General features: G+C 74.7%; 19 protein-coding genes. 13 read left to right on the forward strand and 6 right to left on the reverse strand.

The features are described from left to right. Positions 1–17: 17 nt before the first annotated feature. A complete protein-coding gene (locus KBY32_RS31915) occupies positions 18–590 on the forward strand; it encodes an XRE family transcriptional regulator (protein ID WP_055622406.1) in 573 nt (190 codons plus the stop codon). Between the two features lie 44 nt (positions 591–634). Next, positions 635–1,198 (forward strand): YbaK/EbsC family protein, encoded by a 564-nt coding sequence (locus KBY32_RS31920; RefSeq protein WP_108705844.1) that lies wholly within the window; start codon positions 635–637, stop codon positions 1,196–1,198. A 10-nt stretch (positions 1,199–1,208) separates the two neighbouring features. On the opposite strand, the gene KBY32_RS31925 is transcribed toward KBY32_RS31920, so the two are convergent. Next, on the reverse strand, positions 1,209–2,273 hold the full coding sequence (locus tag KBY32_RS31925; RefSeq protein ID WP_210982556.1) for a cation diffusion facilitator family transporter: 1,065 nt from the start codon (positions 2,271–2,273) through the stop codon (positions 1,209–1,211). 128 nt (positions 2,274–2,401) lie between these two features. Between KBY32_RS31925 and KBY32_RS31930 the strand changes: the two genes are divergently transcribed. Further along, complete coding sequence (locus KBY32_RS31930; protein WP_055622404.1) at positions 2,402–2,761, forward strand: metalloregulator ArsR/SmtB family transcription factor; 360 nt, start codon at positions 2,402–2,404, stop codon at positions 2,759–2,761. An 18-nt stretch (positions 2,762–2,779) separates the two neighbouring features. On the opposite strand, the gene KBY32_RS31935 is transcribed toward KBY32_RS31930, so the two are convergent. Both KBY32_RS31935 and KBY32_RS31940 read right to left on the reverse strand, forming a co-directional pair. Continuing rightward, a complete protein-coding gene (locus tag KBY32_RS31935) occupies positions 2,780–4,003 on the reverse strand; it encodes a 4-hydroxybenzoate 3-monooxygenase (RefSeq protein WP_210982528.1) in 1,224 nt (407 codons plus the stop codon). A gap of 59 nt (positions 4,004–4,062) precedes the next feature. Continuing rightward, positions 4,063–4,470, reverse strand: coding sequence for a CoA-binding protein (locus tag KBY32_RS31940; protein WP_210982529.1), 408 nt, complete (start codon positions 4,468–4,470; stop codon positions 4,063–4,065). A 447-nt stretch (positions 4,471–4,917) separates the two neighbouring features. Here KBY32_RS31940 and KBY32_RS31945 point away from each other — a divergent pair, with 447 nt between their 5' ends. From KBY32_RS31945 to KBY32_RS31970, 6 genes are all read left to right on the forward strand, one after another. Continuing rightward, on the forward strand, positions 4,918–5,637 hold the full coding sequence (locus KBY32_RS31945) for a hypothetical protein (RefSeq protein ID WP_210982530.1): 720 nt from the start codon (positions 4,918–4,920) through the stop codon (positions 5,635–5,637). Continuing rightward, positions 5,634–6,176: a histidine phosphatase family protein gene (locus KBY32_RS31950; RefSeq protein ID WP_210982531.1), complete on the forward strand. Its 543-nt coding sequence runs from the start codon at positions 5,634–5,636 to the stop codon at positions 6,174–6,176. Before KBY32_RS31945 ends, KBY32_RS31950 begins: the two co-directional genes overlap by 4 nt. A gap of 57 nt (positions 6,177–6,233) precedes the next feature. Then, a complete protein-coding gene (locus KBY32_RS31955) occupies positions 6,234–6,860 on the forward strand; it encodes a YigZ family protein (RefSeq protein WP_055622400.1) in 627 nt (208 codons plus the stop codon). 96 nt (positions 6,861–6,956) lie between these two features. Continuing rightward, a complete protein-coding gene (locus KBY32_RS31960) occupies positions 6,957–8,120 on the forward strand; it encodes an aromatic acid exporter family protein (RefSeq protein ID WP_210982532.1) in 1,164 nt (387 codons plus the stop codon). 132 nt (positions 8,121–8,252) lie between these two features. Next, positions 8,253–9,416: an exonuclease SbcCD subunit D gene (locus KBY32_RS31965; protein ID WP_210982533.1), complete on the forward strand. Its 1,164-nt coding sequence runs from the start codon at positions 8,253–8,255 to the stop codon at positions 9,414–9,416. Continuing rightward, positions 9,413–12,433 carry an AAA family ATPase gene (locus KBY32_RS31970; protein WP_210982534.1) on the forward strand — a complete coding sequence of 1,007 codons (3,021 nt, stop codon included), beginning with the start codon at positions 9,413–9,415 and terminating at the stop codon, positions 12,431–12,433. The genes KBY32_RS31965 and KBY32_RS31970 overlap by 4 nt, the downstream gene beginning before the upstream one ends. On the opposite strand, the gene KBY32_RS31975 is transcribed toward KBY32_RS31970, so the two are convergent. Continuing rightward, positions 12,427–12,873 (reverse strand): Lrp/AsnC family transcriptional regulator, encoded by a 447-nt coding sequence (locus KBY32_RS31975; RefSeq protein WP_210982535.1) that lies wholly within the window; start codon positions 12,871–12,873, stop codon positions 12,427–12,429. The genes KBY32_RS31970 and KBY32_RS31975 overlap by 7 nt on opposite strands. A gap of 143 nt (positions 12,874–13,016) precedes the next feature. Here KBY32_RS31975 and KBY32_RS31980 point away from each other — a divergent pair, with 143 nt between their 5' ends. The 3 genes from KBY32_RS31980 to KBY32_RS31990 all read left to right on the forward strand — a co-directional run bounded on the left by KBY32_RS31980 (position 13,017) and on the right by KBY32_RS31990 (position 14,966). Then, positions 13,017–13,499, forward strand: a complete 483-nt coding sequence (locus tag KBY32_RS31980) for a rhodanese-like domain-containing protein (RefSeq protein ID WP_115509061.1) — start codon at positions 13,017–13,019, stop codon at positions 13,497–13,499. A gap of 56 nt (positions 13,500–13,555) precedes the next feature. Then, complete coding sequence (locus KBY32_RS31985) at positions 13,556–14,071, forward strand: immunity 21 family protein (protein WP_210982536.1); 516 nt, start codon at positions 13,556–13,558, stop codon at positions 14,069–14,071. Positions 14,072–14,132: 61 nt separating this feature from the next. Further along, complete coding sequence (locus tag KBY32_RS31990) at positions 14,133–14,966, forward strand: SDR family oxidoreductase (RefSeq protein ID WP_210982537.1); 834 nt, start codon at positions 14,133–14,135, stop codon at positions 14,964–14,966. Positions 14,967–14,975: 9 nt separating this feature from the next. On the opposite strand, the gene KBY32_RS31995 is transcribed toward KBY32_RS31990, so the two are convergent. Together KBY32_RS31995 and KBY32_RS32000 are read right to left on the reverse strand one after the other, a co-directional pair. Next, the gene (locus KBY32_RS31995) at positions 14,976–16,664 is read right to left on the reverse strand and encodes a DUF885 domain-containing protein (protein WP_210982538.1); all 1,689 of its coding nucleotides are present in this window, start codon (positions 16,662–16,664) and stop codon (positions 14,976–14,978) included. A 78-nt stretch (positions 16,665–16,742) separates the two neighbouring features. Continuing rightward, positions 16,743–17,234: an Lrp/AsnC family transcriptional regulator gene (locus KBY32_RS32000; RefSeq protein WP_055622392.1), complete on the reverse strand. Its 492-nt coding sequence runs from the start codon at positions 17,232–17,234 to the stop codon at positions 16,743–16,745. Between the two features lie 93 nt (positions 17,235–17,327). On the opposite strand from KBY32_RS32000, the gene KBY32_RS32005 reads away from it, so the two are divergent. Further along, a complete protein-coding gene (locus KBY32_RS32005; protein WP_247690301.1) occupies positions 17,328–18,536 on the forward strand; it encodes a PLP-dependent aspartate aminotransferase family protein in 1,209 nt (402 codons plus the stop codon). The last annotated feature ends 47 nt before the right edge of the window (positions 18,537–18,583 follow it).

Below are 18,583 nucleotides of genomic sequence, written 5' to 3' on the forward strand. Positions count from 1 at the left end.
CTCCGCAAGGACGGAATGTGTCGGACCTCGACCTGCTGACCCAGTCCCTGGCGCGCAACGTCAAGCATTGGCGGACCATGCGCGGCTTCACGCTGGACGTGCTCGCGACACGGGCGGGCGTCAGCCGCGGCATGCTCATCCAGATCGAGCAGGCCCGCACCAACCCCAGCCTCGGCACCGTCGTCAAGATCGGTGACGCGCTGGGCGTCAGCATCACCACGCTCCTCGACTACGAGCAGGGGCCCAGGGTGCGGGTCGTCCCGCCGGACCAGGTCGTACGGCTGTGGCACACCGAGGCCGGCAGCCACAGCCGGCTCCTCGCCGGGGCCGAGGCGCCCGGCCCGCTGGAGATGTGGCAGTGGCGGATGATGCCCGGCGAGAGCACCAGCTCGGACCCGCACCCGGCCGGCACCGTCGAGATCCTGCACGTCACCTCCGGTGAACTGACCCTCACCGTCGACGGCGTGGAGCACCGCGTACCGGCCGGCGCGAGCGCCACCTTCGAGGCCGACGCCCCGCACGTGTACGGCAACAAGGGCGACGTCCCCGCCGAGTGGATGCTGGCGGTCTCCGTGCCGCCCGCACGCTGAGACGTCCCTCCCGGCGTCCGCCGAGCGCCTGTTAGCGTGCCGTCATGGACGCACCCATCGGTCACTTCGACACCGTCACACCCGCTCCCGAGTGCCTCGACGAGCTGATCAGCCCCGTCGCCGACGCCGTCCGGAACTGGCAGGGCAGCGTCCCCGCCGAGCAGATCCTCCACGTCGACACCGACCCGCGGTGGGCCGACACCGCCGTCTTCGTCGAGCACTACGGGCAGGACCTGCTCGAGGCGTCCGCGAACTGCGTGGTCGTCGCCGGCAAGCGCGGCGGGGAGACGACCCTGGCGGCCTGCCTCGTCCTGTCCACCACCCGCGCCGACGTGAACGGCGTCGTGCGCCGCCGGCTCGGCGCCCGCAAGGCGTCCTTCGCCTCCATGGACACCGCCACCGGCGAGACCGGCATGGAGTACGGCGGCATCACCCCGATCGGCCTGCCCGAGTCCTGGCCCCTGCTGGTCGACCCGGCCGTCGTCGACCTGCCGTATGTGCTGGTCGGCAGCGGACGCCGGCGCGGCAAGCTGCTGGTCCCGGGCAAGGCGTTCGCCGAACTGCCCGGAGCGGTCGTGCTGGAGGGGCTCGGCGTCGCCGCCGGCTGAGGCGCCGCTCTCACGCGGTCATGTGGTGCGCGAGCGCGTGGTGCGGGTCCGCCTCGCCCGCCACCGGCGCCGGATCGGCGTGCACCAGGGCCGCGGTGAGCCGGGGGACGGCGTGCAGCAGCGCGTGCTCGGCGTCGACCGCGATCGCGTGCGCCTGACGCACCGTCGCCTCGCCGTCCACGACCACCGCCACCTCGGCGCGCAGCCGGTGCCCGATCCAGCGCAGCCGCAGTTCGCCGACCTCCCGGACGCCCGGGACACCGCGGAGGGCCCGCTCGGCCCGGTCCACCAGGGCCGGGTCCACGGCGTCCAGCACACGCCGGAACACCTCGCGCGCCGCGTCGCGCAGCACCAGCACGATCGCAGCCGTGATCGCGAGCCCGACGACCGGGTCGGCCAGTTGCCACCCCAGGGCCGCGCCGGCCGCGCTCGCCAGCACCGCGAGTGAGGTGAACCCGTCGGTGCGGGCGTGCAGTCCGTCGGCGACCAACGCCGCCGAGCCGATGGCACGGCCGACCCGGATCCGGTACCGGGCCACCCACTCGTTCCCGGCGAAGCCGATCAGCGCCGCCACCGCCACCACCGGGATGTGCTCCATGGGGCGCGGGTCCAGCAGCCGGGCCACGGCCGTCCAGCCCGCGAAGGCCGCGGACGCGGCGATGGTGAGGACGATGACGAGGCCCGCCAGGTCCTCGGCGCGGCCGTACCCGTAGGTGAAGCGGCGGGTCGCCGCGCGCCGTCCCAGGACGAAGGCGATCCCGAGCGGCACGGCCGTCAGCGCGTCGGCGGCGTTGTGCACCGTGTCGCCCAGCAGCGCCACCGAACCGGAGACGGCCACGACGACTGCCTGGGCCAGCGCCGTCACGCCGAGGACCACGAGGGAGACCCACAGCGCCCGCATCCCACGGGCCGACGACTCCAGCGCGGCGTCGAGCTTGTCGGCCGTCTCGTGGGAGTGGGGGCGCAGGAGGTGGGCCAGGCCGTGGGGGCGGGAGGCCCGGGCGTGTGGGCTTTCGTGGGTGTGCGGATGCCCGTGGGTGTGAGGGCGCCCGTGGCCGTGGGGGGTGCCCGCCATGCCGTGCCGGCCCTCGTCGTGCTCGTGTCCGTGTCCGTCCTGTCCATGCGCGTGACCGTCGCTCACGGCGATCCCCTTCCGATGCGCGGAGGTGGACGGCCGGCCGCCCACGGGGCCATTATGTGCGTATGAGCGCACGCATGCACCTATCACCTGCGCACGGTGCGCATCCGCGCAGCCCCGGCGAGGAGCAGTTCGCGCTCGCCGCCGAGGTCCTGGCCCTGCTCGGCGACCGCACCCGGCTCACCCTGCTGCACGCCCTCACCGCAGGGGAGGCCGACGTCACGACGCTCACCGAGGCGTGCGGGGCCGCCCGGCCCGCCGTCAGCCAGCACCTGGCCCGGCTGCGGCTCGCCGGGCTGGTGGACACGCGCAAGGAGGGCCGGCGGGTGATCTACTCCCTGCGCGACGGGCATCTGCGCCGCCTCGTCGACGAGGCCCTGAACGTCGCGGACCACCGGCTCAGCGACCGGCCGCCGCACGACTGAGGCGCGCCGGGGCGACCGTCAGCGGGTGGCGGGCTGTCCGAGGTACTGCTCGGCGAACGCCCGCGCCGCAACCGGCGAGGCGAACACCCGGCGCAGCCGCGCCAGCGTGGTGCCCGCGCGGTACGGGTCGCCCGACGAGACGCCGTGGTACACCTCGGACAGCCAGTGCGAGAACTCCTGGTAGTCCCAGACCCGCTCGAGGCAGGCGGCGGAGTATCCGTCCAGGCCGGTGCTGTCGCCCTTCGTGAGGTGGGCGGCGAGTGCGTCGCCGAGCAGGAAGGCGTCGTGCAGCGCGAGGTTCATGCCCTTGGCGGCGATGGGCGCGGTCAGATGCGCCGCGTCGCCCGCCAGCAGAAGCCGCCCGGACACCATCGGCTCCACCACGTAGTTGTGCATCTCCAGCACGCGCTTCTCGATGAGCCGCCCCTCGGTCAGCGGCGGTGCGCCGTCCGCCCCGAGCCGCTCCCTGAGCTCCGCCCACACCCGGTCCTCCGGCCAGTTCTCCGGGTCGTCGTCCGGCGGGCACTGCAGGTAGTAGCGGGTCACGTCGGCACTGCGCGGCATATGGCCGGCGAACCCGCGCGGATGCATGCCGAACACCACGCTGTCCGCCGACGGCGGCGCCTCGGCGAGCAGGGCCAGCCATCCGATGCCGTAGTCGCCGCGGGACGTGCGGGTGCGGCCCTCCGGTATCGCGTCCCGCGTCACGCCGCGCGCGCCGTCGCACCCGGCGACGAAGTCGCACCGCACCACCTCGCGCCGCCCCGTCTCCGGGCAGACGTACGACACCGAGGGGTGGTCGCCGTCCACGTCGTGCAGTTCGACGTCCCGGACGCCGAAGCGGATCTCGCCGCCGCGTACGTCCGCGTACTCCCGCACCAGGTCCGTCACCAGGAACTGCTGCGGATACACCCAGTGATGAACGCCCGTCAGCTCCGTGTACGCGAACCGGTGGCGCCGCCCGTCGAACCGGAACTCGCACTCCGTGTGCCGCTGCGCCCGCCGCAGCAGGGTGTCCGCCAGCCCCCGCCGCTCCAGCCCGCGGACGGCCCCCTCCTCCAACACCCCCGCGCGTGGCCGCTGTTCGATGAAGGCGCGGCTCTCGGTCTCCAGGACCAGGCAGTCGACGGACGCGGCCCGCAGGATGTTGCCGACGGTCAGACCGGCCGGGCCGGCGCCCACGATCACCACCGGAAAGCGGCGCGGGGCAGGGGAGTTGGTGTGGGGGGAGGTCGAAGTCACCCGAGCATTATGGAGGGGCCGTCCGGGGGAGGGGAGACGGGTGGCGACCGGGCGTCCGGTCAGCCGAGGCGGGGTATCTCGATCGCCGGGCAGCGGTCCATGACCATCTCCAGGCCCGCCGCGCGCGTACGGTCGTAGGCCGCCTCGTCGATGACGCCGAGCTGGAACCAGACGGCCTTGGCGCCCTTGGCGACGGCCTCGTCGGCGACCGCGCCCGCGAGGTCGCTGTTCACGAAGACGTCGACCACGTCGACGTCGAAGGGGATGTCCGCGAGCGACGCGTAGCCCTGCTCGCCGTGGACCGTCTCGGCCTTCGGGTGGACCGGCACGATGCGCTTGCCGTAGCGCTGGAGCACCTCCGCGACGCCGTACGCCGCCCGTCCCCGGTTGGACGACAGGCCCACGACGGCCCACGTGTCGCCGAGTTCGCCGAGGATCCTGCGGACCGCCGCGTCGTCTCCGTACACCGCCGGCCTCCTTCTGTGTCGTCGTTCAGCCGGGGAAGGCGAGGCACTCGCCTTGTCCCACTGCCTTCGCCTTCCCCAACGGATGACGGGCCGTGACGATTCCCGCTGCCGGCGTGTCGATCAGCCGGCGTGTCGATCAGCCGACGCGTCGATCAGCGGGCGTGTCGATCCGGAAGCCCGCCCGCACGCCTGTGCGGGTGGGCCGGTGCGCAGTACCGTGCGGGCAGTCCGCACGGCAGGGGGTGGCGATGCCCGGGTACGACAGCACCCACAGCGCCTGCGCGCGCGTGGGCGGGCCGTGGCCCTATGGGTGACCGGCCCACGGACGACCGGCCCGCCGACGCGGCCCCGGGAGGCGACAGCTCGGAGGACCCCGGAGCGCGGCACGCCGCGCGGGAAGCGGGCCCGACGGCTGCGGACGGCCGCTCGGGCGCCTACGCTCGCTCCGTGTTGCGCATCATCGACGCCCGAACCGGCCAGCCCGTCGACGCCGCGCCCGCCCGGCGGGGCCTGACCCGTATCGAGGCGCATACCGAGGGCTTCGACGTCACCGCCCTGCGGGTCCTGCTCGTCGCGGACCTCCTCGTGCGCGCCCTGGAACTCGGGGGCACACCGGTGTGGGCGCTGCTGGACGAGGAGCGGCAGCAGGCGGAGCTGCGGGCCGGGGCCGCCGCGCTCGGCATCCGGCCCTTCGAGGACGGCCGGGACGCCGCCTCCGGGCTCGGCGAGACGCAGGTCCTGCACGTCGTGCGCGAGGGCGGCGCGGAACCGGACGGCGTCCGCGTGGCCGTCGCCGCCGTGCACGCGCCCGCGCCGCCCGAGGACGCCGACCCGGCCGTCCTGCGCCTCGCGCTGCTCGGCCGGCGCCGGGGCGTCCCTCTGTCGCTCGACGCGGAGACGCTGGAGGAGGCCCACGCCACCCTCGCGCGCTGGCGGCACGCCGTCGCCGACTGGGCGCGGCGGCCGTCGCGTCCCGTGCCCGACGAGGTGCGGACCGAGCTGCGCACCGCCTGGGAGGACGACCTGGACATCCCCGGGGTGCTCGGCGTCCTGCGCCGGGTGGAGAGCGCGCCGGACCTGCCGGACGGCGCCCGCTTCGAGACGTTCGCCCACGCCGACCGGCTCCTCGGCGTCGAGCTCACCCGGGACCTGGGGAGTCCGCGGTGAGCGCCCACATCGGGGCGGGCCCGCTGCGCCGGCTGGTCGTGCTGCGGCACGCGAAGTCGGCCTGGCCGGACGAGCTGCCCGACCACGAGCGGCCGCTCGCCGCGCGCGGCCGGCGTGACGCCCCGGTCGCCGGCCGGCTGCTCGCCGAGGCCGACTGCCTGCCGGACCTCGCCCTGTGCTCCACCGCCGTACGCGCGCGGCAGACCTGGGACCTGGCGTGCGCCCAATGGGGGACACCGCCGCCGGTCCGTCATGACCGGCGGCTGTACGCGGCGGGCGTCCCTGATCTGCTGGCCGTCGTGCACCAGGCGCCCCCAGAGGTCGGGACGCTGCTCCTGGTCGGCCACAACCCCGGTCTGGAGGAACTGGTCCTCGACCTCGCCGGGGACGGCCTCGACGACCTGCTGGACGAGGTCGGCACGAAGTTCCCGACGGCCGCCGCGGCCGTCCTGGCCTGGCACGGCCCCGCCTGGCGCGACCTCACGCCGGGCACGGCGCTGCTGACGGACGTCATGGTGGCGCGGGGACGGAAGGGCTGACCGGGCGGGCACGCACGCGCGTGCCTGGCCGGACGAGGGGCGGCTTAGGCTGGCCGGATGCAGGACGAGTACCGCACCGTCGCCCGCGCGGGTGTGCACGAGACCGAGATCAACCGCTCGCGCTTCATCTGCGCGCTCGCGCCGGCCGCCACCGAGCAGGAGGCGCAGGACTTCGTCGCGCGCGTGCGCAAGGAGCACGCGGACGCCACCCACAACTGCTGGGCCTACGTCATCGGCGCCGACGCCTCCGTGCAGAAGGCCAGCGACGACGGCGAGCCCGGCGGCACGGCCGGGCTCCCCATGCTCCAGATGCTGCTGCGCCGCGACATGCGGTACGTCGTCGCCGTCGTCACCCGCTACTACGGCGGCGTGAAGCTCGGCGCGGGCGGCCTGATCCGGGCATACGGCGGAGCGGTCGGCGAGGCGCTGGACGCCGTGGGCACCCTCACCCGGCGCCGCTTCCGGCTCGCCACCGTCACCGTCGACCACCAGCGCGCGGGCAAGGTGCAGAACGACCTGAGGTCCACCGGCCGCGACGTACGGGACGTCCGGTACGCGGAGGCCGTCACCCTCGAGATCGGGCTGCCCGACGCCGACGTGGAGGCGTTCCGGGCCTGGCTCGCGGACGCCACCGCGGGTACGGCCGTCCTCGAACTCGGCGGAGAGGCGTACGGCGACGCCTGACCCGGAGTGGCCCCACGCGCGCGTGAGGCCCGCCACACGCCGCGTCGATCGGGTCGTGGGCCGCATTCATCGCGCCGTATGTGGCACCTGCAGGGCATGGGGATGAGTGAGACGGCGGTACGCGCCCGGCGCGGTGCCCGCAGCCTGGGAGAGTCGGTCCGGCGGGCGTGGACCCGGCCGGGCCCCGAACGGGACGTGGCGATCCAGGCCGGCAAGGCTGCCCTGGCGGCCTGCGTGGCGTGGCTGGTGGCCGGCTGGTGGCTCAAGGCGCCGAACGCGTTCGTCGCGCCCTGGGTGGCCATCGTGCTGGTGGAGTCGACGGTGTTCCGGTCGATCGCGCGCGGGCTGCAGCAACTCGCGGCCATCGCCACGGGCACCGTCGTGGCCACCGGCGTGGCCATGCTGCTGAACTCCCCGACGCTGGCGATGGCCTTCGTACTGCCGGTCGTGGTGCTGCTCGGCAACTGGGGGCGGCTCGGCAGCCAGGGCATCTACGCCGCCACCGGCGCGCTGTTCGTGCTGACCAGCGGCCCCGTCACGCTGATGGCGTCGGCCACCCGGATCGCCGAGGCGTGCTTCGGCGCGTTCGTGGGCATCGCCGTGAACGCGCTGATCCGGCCGCCGGTGTATCTGCGCGGCACGCGCGTGGCGCTGGAGGAGGCCGCCGACGAGGCCCGGCGGATCCTGGAGGCGGTCGCGGACCGGCTGGCCGCCGGCGAGTGGGACGGCGAGCCCGCGCGGGAACTGCACGAACGCGCGCTGCGCCTGTTCCGGCTCGTCGAGCAGGCCCGCTCGGCGGTCGGCTGGAGCCGGGAGAGCCTGCGCGTCAACCCGCGCCGCCGCAAGCTCGCGGAGGCACCGCCCGGCCAGGAGTACGACGACGCGGTGACCGTCCTCGACTACGTCGCCGTCCACACCTCCGGCGTCACCCGGGCCGTGCTGGAGTCCAGCGGCGGCGGGCGGCCACAGCCCCGGCCGGGTCCGGCGGTCAGCGAGTCGTACGCCGACTTCCTGCGCGGCAGCGCCCGCGCGATCTGCCTGTACCCGCAGAGCCGGTTCGCCCCGGGCGGCTACGACGCGAAGGTGGACGAGGAGCTGCGCCAGGTCGTCGACGCCATGCGCCGCACCCTGGACGATCTGCACCGGCGGCTGCCCGACGGCGTGCTGGAGGACCCCGAGGCCCTGGCCACCTACGGCACCCTGCTGACCCAGGCCCGCCGGCTCGCGGACCAACTGGTCACCGAGGAGCGCGTTTCCTGACATGTCTGAAATGCCGTGCCTGGTATGGCGGATGAGCGGCCGACACGGGCGTGCCGGCGGGAACGGGCGAGACCGGGCGATACGGGAGTAACCGCCTGCGTTGTCAGACCCGGCCGATAGGGTCGGGGGATCATGAGACTGCTGCACACCTCCGACTGGCACCTCGGCCGCGCGTTCCACCGGGTCAACATGCTCGGCGCCCAGGCCGAGTTCATCGGGCACCTCGTCTCCACCGTGCGCGAGCACGACGTGGACGCGGTGCTCGTGTCGGGGGACGTGTACGACCGGGCGGTGCCGCCGCTCGCCGCCGTGGAGCTGTTCGACGACGCGCTGCACCGGCTGGCCGACCTGGGTGTGCCGACCGTGATGATCTCCGGCAACCACGACTCCGCGCGCCGGCTCGGCGTCGGCGCCGGCCTCATGGGCCGCGCCGGCATCCATCTGCGGACCGACCCGAAGACCTGCGGCACCCCCGTGGTCCTGGCCGACGACCACGGCGACGTCGCCTTCTACGGGCTGCCCTATCTGGAGCCGGCCCTCGTCAAGGACGGCCTCGGCGTCGACAAGGCCGGGCACGAGGCCGTGCTCGCCGCCGCCATGCAGCAGGTCCGCGCCGACCTCGCAAAGCGCGCCCCCGGCACCCGGTCGGTCGTCCTCGCCCACGCCTTCGTCACCGGCGGCGAGCCCAGCGACAGCGAGCGGGACATCACCGTCGGCGGGGTGGCCGCGGTGCCCGCCGGCGTCTTCGACGGCGTCGACTACGTCGCACTGGGGCATCTGCACGGCTGCCAGACCATCGCCGAACGCGTCCGCTACTCGGGCTCCCCGCTGCCGTACTCGTTCTCGGAGGCCGGGCACCGCAAGAGCATGTGGCTCGTCGACCTGGACGCGGGCGGCGCGGTCACGGCGGAGCGGATCGACTGCCCGGTGCCCCGGCCCCTGGCGCGGATCCGGGGGACCCTGGAGGGCCTGCTCGCCGATCCGGCCCTGCGCCCGCACGAGGAGTCCTGGATCGAGGCCACGCTCACCGACGCGGTGCGCCCCGCCGACCCCATGGCCCGGCTCGCCGAGCGCTTCCCGCACACCCTCAGCCTCGTCTTCGACCCCGAGCGCGTGCCCGGAGAGCCCGCCGTGTCCTATGCGCGCCGGCTGGCCGGACGCAGCGACCAGGAGATCGCGGAGGACTTCGTGACCCATGTGCGCGGCGCCGGACCCGACGCCCATGAACAGGCCGTGCTGCGGGACGCGTTCGACGCCGTGCGCGCCGACGAGGCCGTGCGGGAGGTGGCCCGGTGAGGCTCCACCGGCTGGACCTGACGGCCTTCGGGCCCTTCGGCGGCACCCAGTCCGTCGACTTCGACGCGCTGTCCCAGGCAGGCCTGTTCCTGCTGCACGGACCGACCGGCGCCGGCAAGACCTCCGTCCTGGACGCCGTCTGCTACGCGCTCTACGGCTCCGTGCCCGGCGCCCGGCAGAGCGGCCAGGGCCTCACCCTGCGCAGCGACCACGCGGCGGCCGGCACCCGCACCGAGGTCCGCCTCGAACTCACCGTCGCCGGACGCCGTCTGGAGATCACCCGCCAGCCCCCGTGGGAGCGCCCGAAGAAGCGCGGCACGGGCACCACGCTCGACAAGGCCCAGACCTGGCTGCGTGAATACGACCCGCGCGCCGGCGCATGGAAGGACCTCAGCCGCTCCCACCAGGAGATCGGCGAGGAGGTCACCCAGCTCCTCGGCATGAGCCGCGAGCAGTTCTGCCAGGTCGTCCTGCTGCCCCAGGGAGACTTCGCGCGCTTCCTGCGCGCCGACGCCGAGGCCCGGGGCAAGCTGCTGGGCCGTCTCTTCGACACCCACCGCTTCGCCGAGGTCGAGAAGCGCCTCGCCGAACGCCGCCGCACCACCGAGGCCCGCGTCCGCGACGGCGACGCCGCGCTGCTGGCTGACGCCCACCGTATGCAGCAGGCGGCCGGGCACGCCATGGAGCTGCCCGCACTCACCCCCGGGGAACCCGGCCTCGCCGAGGCCGTCCTCACCGCCGCCGCCGTCGCCCGCAGCACCGCCCGCGAGGAACTCACCGTCGCCCAGAGCCGCCTCGCGGCAGCCGAGGACGCCCAGGCCGACGCCGACCGCGCCCTGGCCGACGCACGCGAAGTGGCGCGGCTGCAAAGGCGGTTCGCCGAGGCGCAGGAGCGCGCCCGCGCGCTGGAGACCCGGGCCGACGCCCACCGTGCCGCACAGGCCCGTATGGAGCGGGGCCGCAAGGCCGAGGCGGTGGCACCGGCCCTGCAGCTGCGCGACGCCGCCGAGGCCGAGCACCGCAGGGCCGCCGCCGCCCAGGCACGCGCGCGTGACCTGCTACGGCACGCCCTCGGCGACGACACCCGCCTCAAGGCCGTCTTCGACGACGGCGGCGCGGCCGGTTTCGCGGGTGCCGCGCGCCGGGCCGCCGAGGAACTGGGCGGCCTGGAATCGGCGCGCCGAGGCGAGCTGCGCCTGAGCGAACTCGTCGGCGAACGCGCCGAACTGGACCGCCAGGAGCGGGCCGACGACGACGTCCGGGCCGAGGCGGAGACCTGGCTCGCCGGCTGGGAGGACACCCGGACCCGTCTGCAGACGGCGATCGAGTCCGCCCAGGAGGCCGCGCACCGCGCCGACCAGCTCGCCGCCCAGAGGGAACCGGCCCGGCAGCGGCTCGCCGCCGCCCGGCTGCGCGACCAGCTCGCCGGCGACACGGAGACCGCCGCCGCCCGCGTCGCACAGGCCCAGGAGCGGGCGCTCGCCGCCAAGGCGCACTGGCTCGACGTCAGGGAACGCCGCCTCAGCGGCATCGCCGCCGAACTGGCCGCACAGCTCCAGGACGGCGAGGCATGCGCCGTCTGCGGCGCCACCGAGCACCCCGCGCCCGCCCGCAAGGACGCCGGCCATGTCGACCGCGAGGCCGAGGAACGCGCGCTCGCCGCCACCCGGCAGGCGGAGGAGCGGCTCGCCGAGGCCGAGCAGCACCTCGGCGTCGTCCGTGAGGCGCTGGCCGCCGCCACCGCCGAGGCCGGCGACCTGCCGACCGACCGCCTCGCCGAAGCCGCCGAGGACGTGGAGCGGCAGTACGCGGTGGCCCGCCGGGACGCCTCCGCGCTGCACGCCGCCCACGAGGAGCTGCGCCGCGCCGAGGCGGAACACGAGCGGCGCACCGCCGCCCGGCAGCAGGCGGACGTACGGGCCGCGGCACGGGTCGGTCACCGCGAGCGGCTGGACCGCGAGCAGGCCGGCCTGGAGGCCGAGCTGACGCAGGCGCGCGGCACCGCCGCCAGCGTGACCGCGCGCGCCACCCAGCTGGAGCGGCAGGTGGCCCTGCTCACCGACGCCGCCGACACCGCGCGCGCCGCCGAGGACACCGCCCGACGCCTCAAGGACGCCGACGCCCGGCTGGCCGACGCCGCCTTCCGCGCCGGCTTCGACACCCCGCGGGACGCGGCCGACGCCCTCCTCGACGACGCCACCCACCGCGAGCTCCAACGCCGCCTGGACGCCTGGCAGTCCGAGGAGTCCGCCGTCCGCGCGGTCCTCGCCGAGGCCGACACCGCGTCCGCCGCCCGGCGTCCCCCCGCGGACCTCGCGGCGGCGGAGCGCGCCGCCGAGGCCGCGGCCCGACGGACCCGCGACGCCGCCTCCGCCCGGGACGCGGCCGCCCGCCGCTGCACCGAACTCGACCGCCTCTCCACACGCGCGGCGCGCGCGGTACGCGACCTCGCCCCGCTGCGCACGGAGTACGAGCGGGTGGCCCGCCTCGCCGCCCTCGCCGCCGGCACCTCGGCGGACAACGAACGCAGGATGCGGCTGGAGTCGTACGTGCTCGCCGCCCGGCTGGAGCAGGTCGCGGCCGCCGCGACCGTCCGGCTGCAGCGCATGTCGTCCGGCCGCTACACCCTCGTCCACTCCGACGACCGCACCGGCCGCGGCCGCAGCGGCCTCGGCCTGCACGTCGTCGACGCCTGGACCGGACGCGAGCGCGACACGGCGACCCTGTCGGGCGGCGAGACCTTCTTCGCCTCCCTCGCCCTCGCCCTGGGCCTCGCCGACGTCGTCACCGACGAGGCGGGCGGGGTGCGCCTCGACACCCTCTTCATCGACGAGGGCTTCGGCAGCCTCGACGACCAGACCCTCGACGAGGTCCTCGACGTCCTCGACTCACTCCGCGAACGCGACCGGAGCGTCGGCATCGTCAGCCACGTCCCCGACCTGCGCCGCCGCATCCACGCCCAACTGGAGGTCGTCAAGGACCGGACGGGATCGGTGCTCCGCCGGCGCGGTCACTGACCCACCGCCCGCCGGGGCAGCGGTGAGGAGTACACCACGCTCGTCGTCACCGAACCCAGGGCGCCGATGCGGCCGGAGACCTCCTCCAGGTGCCGCATCGAGCGGGCCATGACCTTGATGACGAAGCAGTCGTCGCCCGTGACGTGATGGGCCTCCAGGACCTCCGGGGTGGCGGCGACCAGGTCGTGGAAGGGCTTGTAGTTGCCGTGGGGGTAGCGCAGGCGGACGAAGGCCAGGATGGGCAGGCCCAGCCGCTCGGGGTCGACGACCGCGGCGTACCCCTGGATGACGCCCGCCTCCTCCAGGCGGCGCACCCGCTCGGTGACCGCGCTCGCGGACATGGAGACGGCGCGGGCGAGTTCGGCGTAGCTGGCGCGGCCGTCCCGCTGGAGGACGTCGAGGATGCGCCAGTCGGTGGCGTCCGGGGAATACGCGGTCATGAGTGAGAGATAGCAGGGGATTCACCGGCGGATCAAGGTCAGCGCCGGGGAACGCTCCTTCAGGGCGGCGGCCGGCGACCGTAGATTTTGGATCATCAGACGGGCGGGATTCCGGCCCGCCGATCGATCCGAAGGGCACGACCATGACCGCCGCCGTCCCCGCCGTGAACCCCGTCCTGCGGGTCGCCCCCGCCGCGCCCGCCGAAGCCGCCGCCCACTTCCGGGCGAGCCTCGCCTTCCACGCGGACGTGTCCGACGTCGCCGCCGGGCTCGCGGCCGGCACCGACCCCGGATTCGTCGTCCTCGACTCCCGGTCCACCGCGGCCTGGGACCAGGGGCACATCCCCGGCGCCGTGCATCTGCCCACCGCGCTCATCCCGGAGCAGGCCGGGGACCTCCTCGACCGGTCCGTGCCCGTGGTGACGTACTGCTGGGGCCCCGGCTGCAACGGGGCGACCCGCGCCGCACTCGCCCTCGCCGAACTCGGTTACCAGGTCAAGGAGATGCTCGGCGGCTTCGAGTACTGGGTGCGCGAGGGCTTCGCGTACGAGACCTGGGAGGGCCGTGAGAACCGGCCCGCCGACCCGCTCACCGCCCCCGCGACCGACGCGGACTGCGGCTGCTGAGACGCCTGTTGGACACCCTGACCCGGGCCGGGGCCCTGCGTGTAGGTTCTGCTGCCATGGTGACTTACGCGGAACCAGGGACGCTGGAGTGGATCGAGTCGGGGGGCGGCCCGCTGATAGCCGTGCCGGAGACGGTCCTTCCGTTCTGGGCCGGCGCCGACGGCGACGAGACCGCCTCGGACTACGACCGGGCCTGCGAGGTCGACGCCGCCGTCGGTCTCCTCCCGGTCGGGGACGGCGCCGCCCTGGTCCTCGGCGACGAACCCGCGTCCACCGCCTACCTCCCGGCCCACGGCGTCTTCGTGCGGTGGTGCGCCGCCGACTCCGAGGCGGACCTGCTCGCCGGGGTGCCGTCCGCCCTCGCCACGGCGGACTGGGGGCACGAGGTCCACTGGAAGGTGCCCGGCCCGGTGGTGCTGTTCGACTCGGCGTGGCCGGGCGGCGAGACCGAACGCACCGAGCATCTGCGGGTGCCCCTCACCCCGGGGACGTACGCCGTCCGCGCCGCGCACGCCCGGCCGGGCCCCGAGACCTGGCTGATCCTGGTCCAGCTGCGGAGACTCGCGCACTGAACCGAAGCGCGCCCCGATAACCAGGTGCGCGGCCGGGGAGCGGCCCGCATGATGATCTGTCATGCCGCGACTCCCACACCCCAGCACCGACGAACTACGCCGCGACCCGCTGCCGTTGCGCGGCCGTACCGCCCTGGTGACCGGCGCCAGCCGGCGCGGCGGCATCGGACACGCCGTCGCCCGCCGGCTCGCCGCCTACGGCGCCGGCGTCTATCTGCACCACCACGTCCCGCACGACGCCGCCACGCCCTGGGGTGCCGACCGTCCCGAGGACGTCGTGGCCTCCGTGCGTGAGGCGCTCGGCGACCCCGGCGCACGCGTCGTGGCCGGCCCCGGCGACCTCTCCGACCCGGCCGCACCCGCCGAACTCATCGCCACGGCCGCCTCGGCGCTCGGCGGCCGCCTCGACATCCTCGTCGCCAACCACGCCCTGAGCGGCGGCGACGGCACACTCGACGAGATCGACGCGGCGATGCTCGACGCCCACTGGGCGGTCGACACCCGCTCCGTGCTCCTGCTCGTCCAGGCCCACGCACGGCTCCGGCCGGCCGGTCCCGGCGGACGCGTCGTCATGATGACGTCCGGGCAGGACATCGCGGGCGGCATGCCCGGCGAGATCGCCTACGCCCTCCAGAAGGGCGCCCTCGCCTCGATCACCCGCTCCCTGGCCACCACGCTCGCCGAGCGCGGCATCACCGTGAACACCGTCAACCCCGGCCCCGTCGACACCGACTACCTGACCGGTGACGCCTACGACGCCGTCGCGGAGCGCTTCCCCGGCGGGCGCTGGGGAATGCCCGACGACCCGGCCCGCCTCATCGCGTGGCTGGCCACGGACGAGGCGGGCTGGATCACCGGCGAGGTCGTCAACTCCGAGGGCGGGTTCCGGCGTTGACTCTCTCTGTCAGAGCGCGGCCAGTTCGTCGACCAGGTCGTCCAGGCCCAGCGACCCCTGGGACAGGGCCGCCATGTGCCACGCCTTGAGGTCGAAGGCGTCGCCGCGCCGCTGCCGCGCCTTCTCCCGGCCCAGCAGCCAGGCCCGTTCGCCCAGCTTGTAGCCGATGGCCTGACCCGGGATGGTCAGATAGCGGGTCAGCTCGCTCTCCACGAAGTCCGCCGGGCGGCTGCTGTGCGCGCCGAAGAACTCCTGCGCCAGCTCCGGCGTCCAGCGCTCGCCCGGGTGGAACGGCGAGTCCGCCGGGATCTCCAGCTCCAGGTGCATACCGATGTCGACGATGACGCGCGCGGCCCGCATCATCTGCGCGTCCAGATAGCCGAGCCGGTGCTCCGGGTCCGTGAGGAAGCCCAGCTCGTCCATCAGCCGCTCCGCGTACAGCGCCCAGCCCTCGGCGTTGGCGCTGACCATGCCGATGGAGGCCTGGTAGCGGGAGAGGTTCCCGGCCACGTACACCCACTGCGCGAGCTGGAGGTGGTGCCCCGGCACACCCTCGTGGTACCAGGTGGAGACGAGGTCGTAGACCGGGAAGCGGGTCTGGCCCATCGTCGGCAGCCAGGTACGGCCCGGCCGCGAGAAGTCCTCCGACGGAGGCGTGTAGTAGGGGGCCGCCGCGCCGCCGGGCGGGGCGATACGGGACTCCACCTTCCGTACCGGCTCGGCGAGTTCGAAGTGCGTGCCGTCCAGCTTCTCGATGGCCTCGTCCATCAGGCCCTGCAGCCAGTCGCGGACCTCGTCCACGCCCTCGATGTGCTTGCCGTGCTCGTCGAGGTGCGCCAGCGCCACCCACGGGGTCGCCGCGCCCGGCAGGACGCGCTCGGCCTCCTTCCTCATCTCGCCGAGCAGCCGGTGGTACTCGGACCACCCGTAGGCGTACGCCTCGTCCAGATCCAGGTCGATGCCGTTGAAGTAGCGCACCCAGCGGGCGTACCGCTCGCGGCCCACCGTGTTCGGCGCGCCCTCGATCGCCGGCGTGTACACGTCCCGCATCCAGTCGCGCAGCCCGGCCACGGCCGCCGTCGCCGCCCTGGCCGCCTCGTCCAGCTCCGCGCGCAGCGCCTCGGGGCCGCCGGCGGCGAAGTCCTCGAACCAGCCGCGCCCGCCGTCCGGGCCCGCCCACTCGGTGAGCTGCTCGACGAACGTGGCCGTCGGCCGCGGCGCCGCGTACAGCTTCCTCTCCAGGCCGAGCTCAAGGGACTCCCGGTAGCCCGCGTAGGCCGCAGGCACGGCGCGCAGCCGCTCGGCGATCGCCGCCCAGTCCTCGTCGGTCTCGCTCGGCGTCACCGTGAAGATCTCGCGGACCGTGTGGGCGGGCGTCGCCATGTTGCCGACCGCGCGCAGCCCCTCGTCGGCGTCGTGCACGGCGAGCTCGGCGGTGAGCCGCTCGCGCAGCAGCCGCGCGCACCGGCGCTCGCTGTCGCTGTCCGCGCCGGGCCTGCGCTCCGCCTCGTCGAGACGCGCGAGCGTGGCGCGCTGCAGTTCGGCGAGCGCCTCCTGGCCGGCCGGGGACAGGTCGGGCAGCCTGCTGCTGCTCTCCTTCACTCCCAGGTAGGTACCGGTGAACGGGTCGAGGGCGACGAGCTCGTCGACATACGCGTCGGCGACCTCACGGGGCAGTGGAGTGTTGGTGTCGGACATGCCGCCATCCTCGTACGGCCGCCGCCCCCGCGTCAGCCCGGACGGCGTCCGCGGCACCCCTCACCGGCTCGATTTCGCTCAGGGCGTGCCCTTCGGCGCGCCGGGTGGCAACAGCGGCCCGCAGTCCCACTGCTGGAAGATCAGCCGCGTCTCCACCCGCGCCACCTCACGGTGCGCGGTGAACTCGTCCAGCACCAGACGCTGCAGATCCGTCATGTCCGCGACGGCGACATGGACGAGGTAGTCGTCCGGTCCGGTCAGATGGAAGACGCTCCGGGACTCCGGCAGCGCCCGGATCCGCTCCACGAACGGACCCACCAGCTCCCGGCGGTGCGGCCGGACCTGCACCGACAGCAGGGCCTCCAGACCGCGGCCCAGCTTGGCGGGGTCGAGCCGGAGCTGATGGCCGAGGATCACCCCCGAGCGACGCAGCCGCGTCACCCGGTCCAGACACGTCGACGGAGCCACGCCCACCTGCGCCGCGAGATCCCGGTAGGTGGCCCGGGCGTCGTTCTGCAGAAGCCGCAGCAGATGCAGATCGACCGGATCGAGTACGACAGATTCCGCCATTGGCCGAACGTAACACGGGATTCAGCCGCATGGATCCGGTCACTGTTCACTCTTCCGCTCATGGACCCAGCGAGCAGGGAGGCGAACGAGCGTATGTCCGGGTACGACGACGCACGCACCGCAGCAAGAGCACTCGCCACCGAGGCCGTGCACGCCGGCCGCGACGATCTCGCCCGGCAGGGCCTGCACGCCCCGCCGATCGACCTGTCGACCACCTACCCCTCGTACGACAGCCGCGGTGAGGCCGCCCGCATCGACGCCTTCGCCGCCACCGGCGCCGAGCCGGACGGCCCGCCCGTCTACGGCCGCCTCGGCAACCCGACCGTCGCCCGCTTCGAGACCGCCCTCGCCCGGCTGGAGGGCACGGACGCCGCGGTCGCCTTCGCCAGCGGCATGGCGGCCCTGAGCGCGGTGCTCCTCGTACGGTCCTCCATGGGCCTGCGCCACGTCGTCGCCGTACGCCCCCTGTACGGCTGCAGCGACCATCTGCTCACCGCGGGGCTGCTCGGCTCGGAGGTGACCTGGACCGACCCCGCGGGCATCGCGGACGCGCTGCGCCCGGACACCGGCCTGGTCATGGTGGAGACCCCGGCCAACCCGACCCTCGCCGAGGTGGATCTGCGGGCCGTCGCCCACGCCTGCGGCTCGGTGCCGCTGCTCGCCGACAACACCTTCGCCACCCCCGTCCTGCAGCGCCCCGCCGAGCACGGCGCACGGCTGGTCCTGCACAGCGCCACCAAGTACCTCGGCGGCCACGGCGACGTGATGGCGGGCGTCGTGGCCTGCGACGAGGAGCTCGCCGGACGGCTGCGGCAGATCCGATTCGCCACCGGCGGCGTCCTGCACCCGCTCGCCGGATATCTGCTGCTGCGCGGCCTCGCCACCCTCCCCGTACGGGTGCGCGCCGCCTCGGAGAGCGCCGCCGAGCTGGCCCGCCGGCTCGCCGCCGACCCGCGCGTCGCACGGGTCCACTACCCGCGCATCGGCGGCGCCATGGTCGCCTTCGAGGTGAAGGGCGACCCGCACGAGGTCATCGCCGGTGTCCGGCTGATCACCCCCGCCGTGAGCCTCGGCAGCGTCGACACGCTCATCCAGCACCCGGCGTCCATCAGCCACCGCATCGTCGACGCCGACGACCGCCGGGGCGCCGGCGTGAGCGACCGGCTGCTGCGGATGTCCGTGGGCCTGGAGGACGTCGACGACCTGTGGGCCGACCTGGACCAGGCGCTGGGCGGTACGGCATCCGAGGCCGACGCCACCTCCGCCGACACCGGCACCCGGGCACCCGCCGGCGCCCACTGACCCCGGCCCGGACCCCGCTCTCGTCGTGCTGACGGGGGGAGAGCGGG

Origin of the sequence: Streptomyces sp. RK62, assembly GCF_018070255.1 — a bacterium.
Lineage (GTDB): Bacteria > Actinomycetota > Actinomycetes > Streptomycetales > Streptomycetaceae > Streptomyces > Streptomyces nigra.

Bases quoted from the DNA above. Each gene is read 5' to 3' on its own strand.
- KBY32_RS31920 (WP_108705844.1), top strand. From the start codon at position 635: ATGGACGCACCCATCGGTCACTTCGACACCGTCACACCCGCTCCCGAG.
- KBY32_RS31925 (WP_210982556.1), bottom strand. From the start codon at position 2,273: ATGGCGGGCACCCCCCACGGCCACGGGCGCCCTCACACCCACGGGCAT.
- KBY32_RS31930 (WP_055622404.1), top strand. From the start codon at position 2,402: ATGAGCGCACGCATGCACCTATCACCTGCGCACGGTGCGCATCCGCGC.
- KBY32_RS31955 (WP_055622400.1), top strand. From the start codon at position 6,234: ATGCAGGACGAGTACCGCACCGTCGCCCGCGCGGGTGTGCACGAGACC.
- KBY32_RS31960 (WP_210982532.1), top strand. From the start codon at position 6,957: ATGGGGATGAGTGAGACGGCGGTACGCGCCCGGCGCGGTGCCCGCAGC.
- KBY32_RS31965 (WP_210982533.1), top strand. From the start codon at position 8,253: ATGAGACTGCTGCACACCTCCGACTGGCACCTCGGCCGCGCGTTCCAC.
- KBY32_RS31975 (WP_210982535.1), bottom strand. From the start codon at position 12,873: ATGACCGCGTATTCCCCGGACGCCACCGACTGGCGCATCCTCGACGTC.
- KBY32_RS31980 (WP_115509061.1), top strand. From the start codon at position 13,017: ATGACCGCCGCCGTCCCCGCCGTGAACCCCGTCCTGCGGGTCGCCCCC.
- KBY32_RS31985 (WP_210982536.1), top strand. From the start codon at position 13,556: ATGGTGACTTACGCGGAACCAGGGACGCTGGAGTGGATCGAGTCGGGG.
- KBY32_RS31990 (WP_210982537.1), top strand. From the start codon at position 14,133: ATGCCGCGACTCCCACACCCCAGCACCGACGAACTACGCCGCGACCCG.
- KBY32_RS31995 (WP_210982538.1), bottom strand. From the start codon at position 16,664: ATGTCCGACACCAACACTCCACTGCCCCGTGAGGTCGCCGACGCGTAT.
- KBY32_RS32000 (WP_055622392.1), bottom strand. From the start codon at position 17,234: ATGGCGGAATCTGTCGTACTCGATCCGGTCGATCTGCATCTGCTGCGG.
- KBY32_RS32005 (WP_247690301.1), top strand. From the start codon at position 17,328: ATGTCCGGGTACGACGACGCACGCACCGCAGCAAGAGCACTCGCCACC.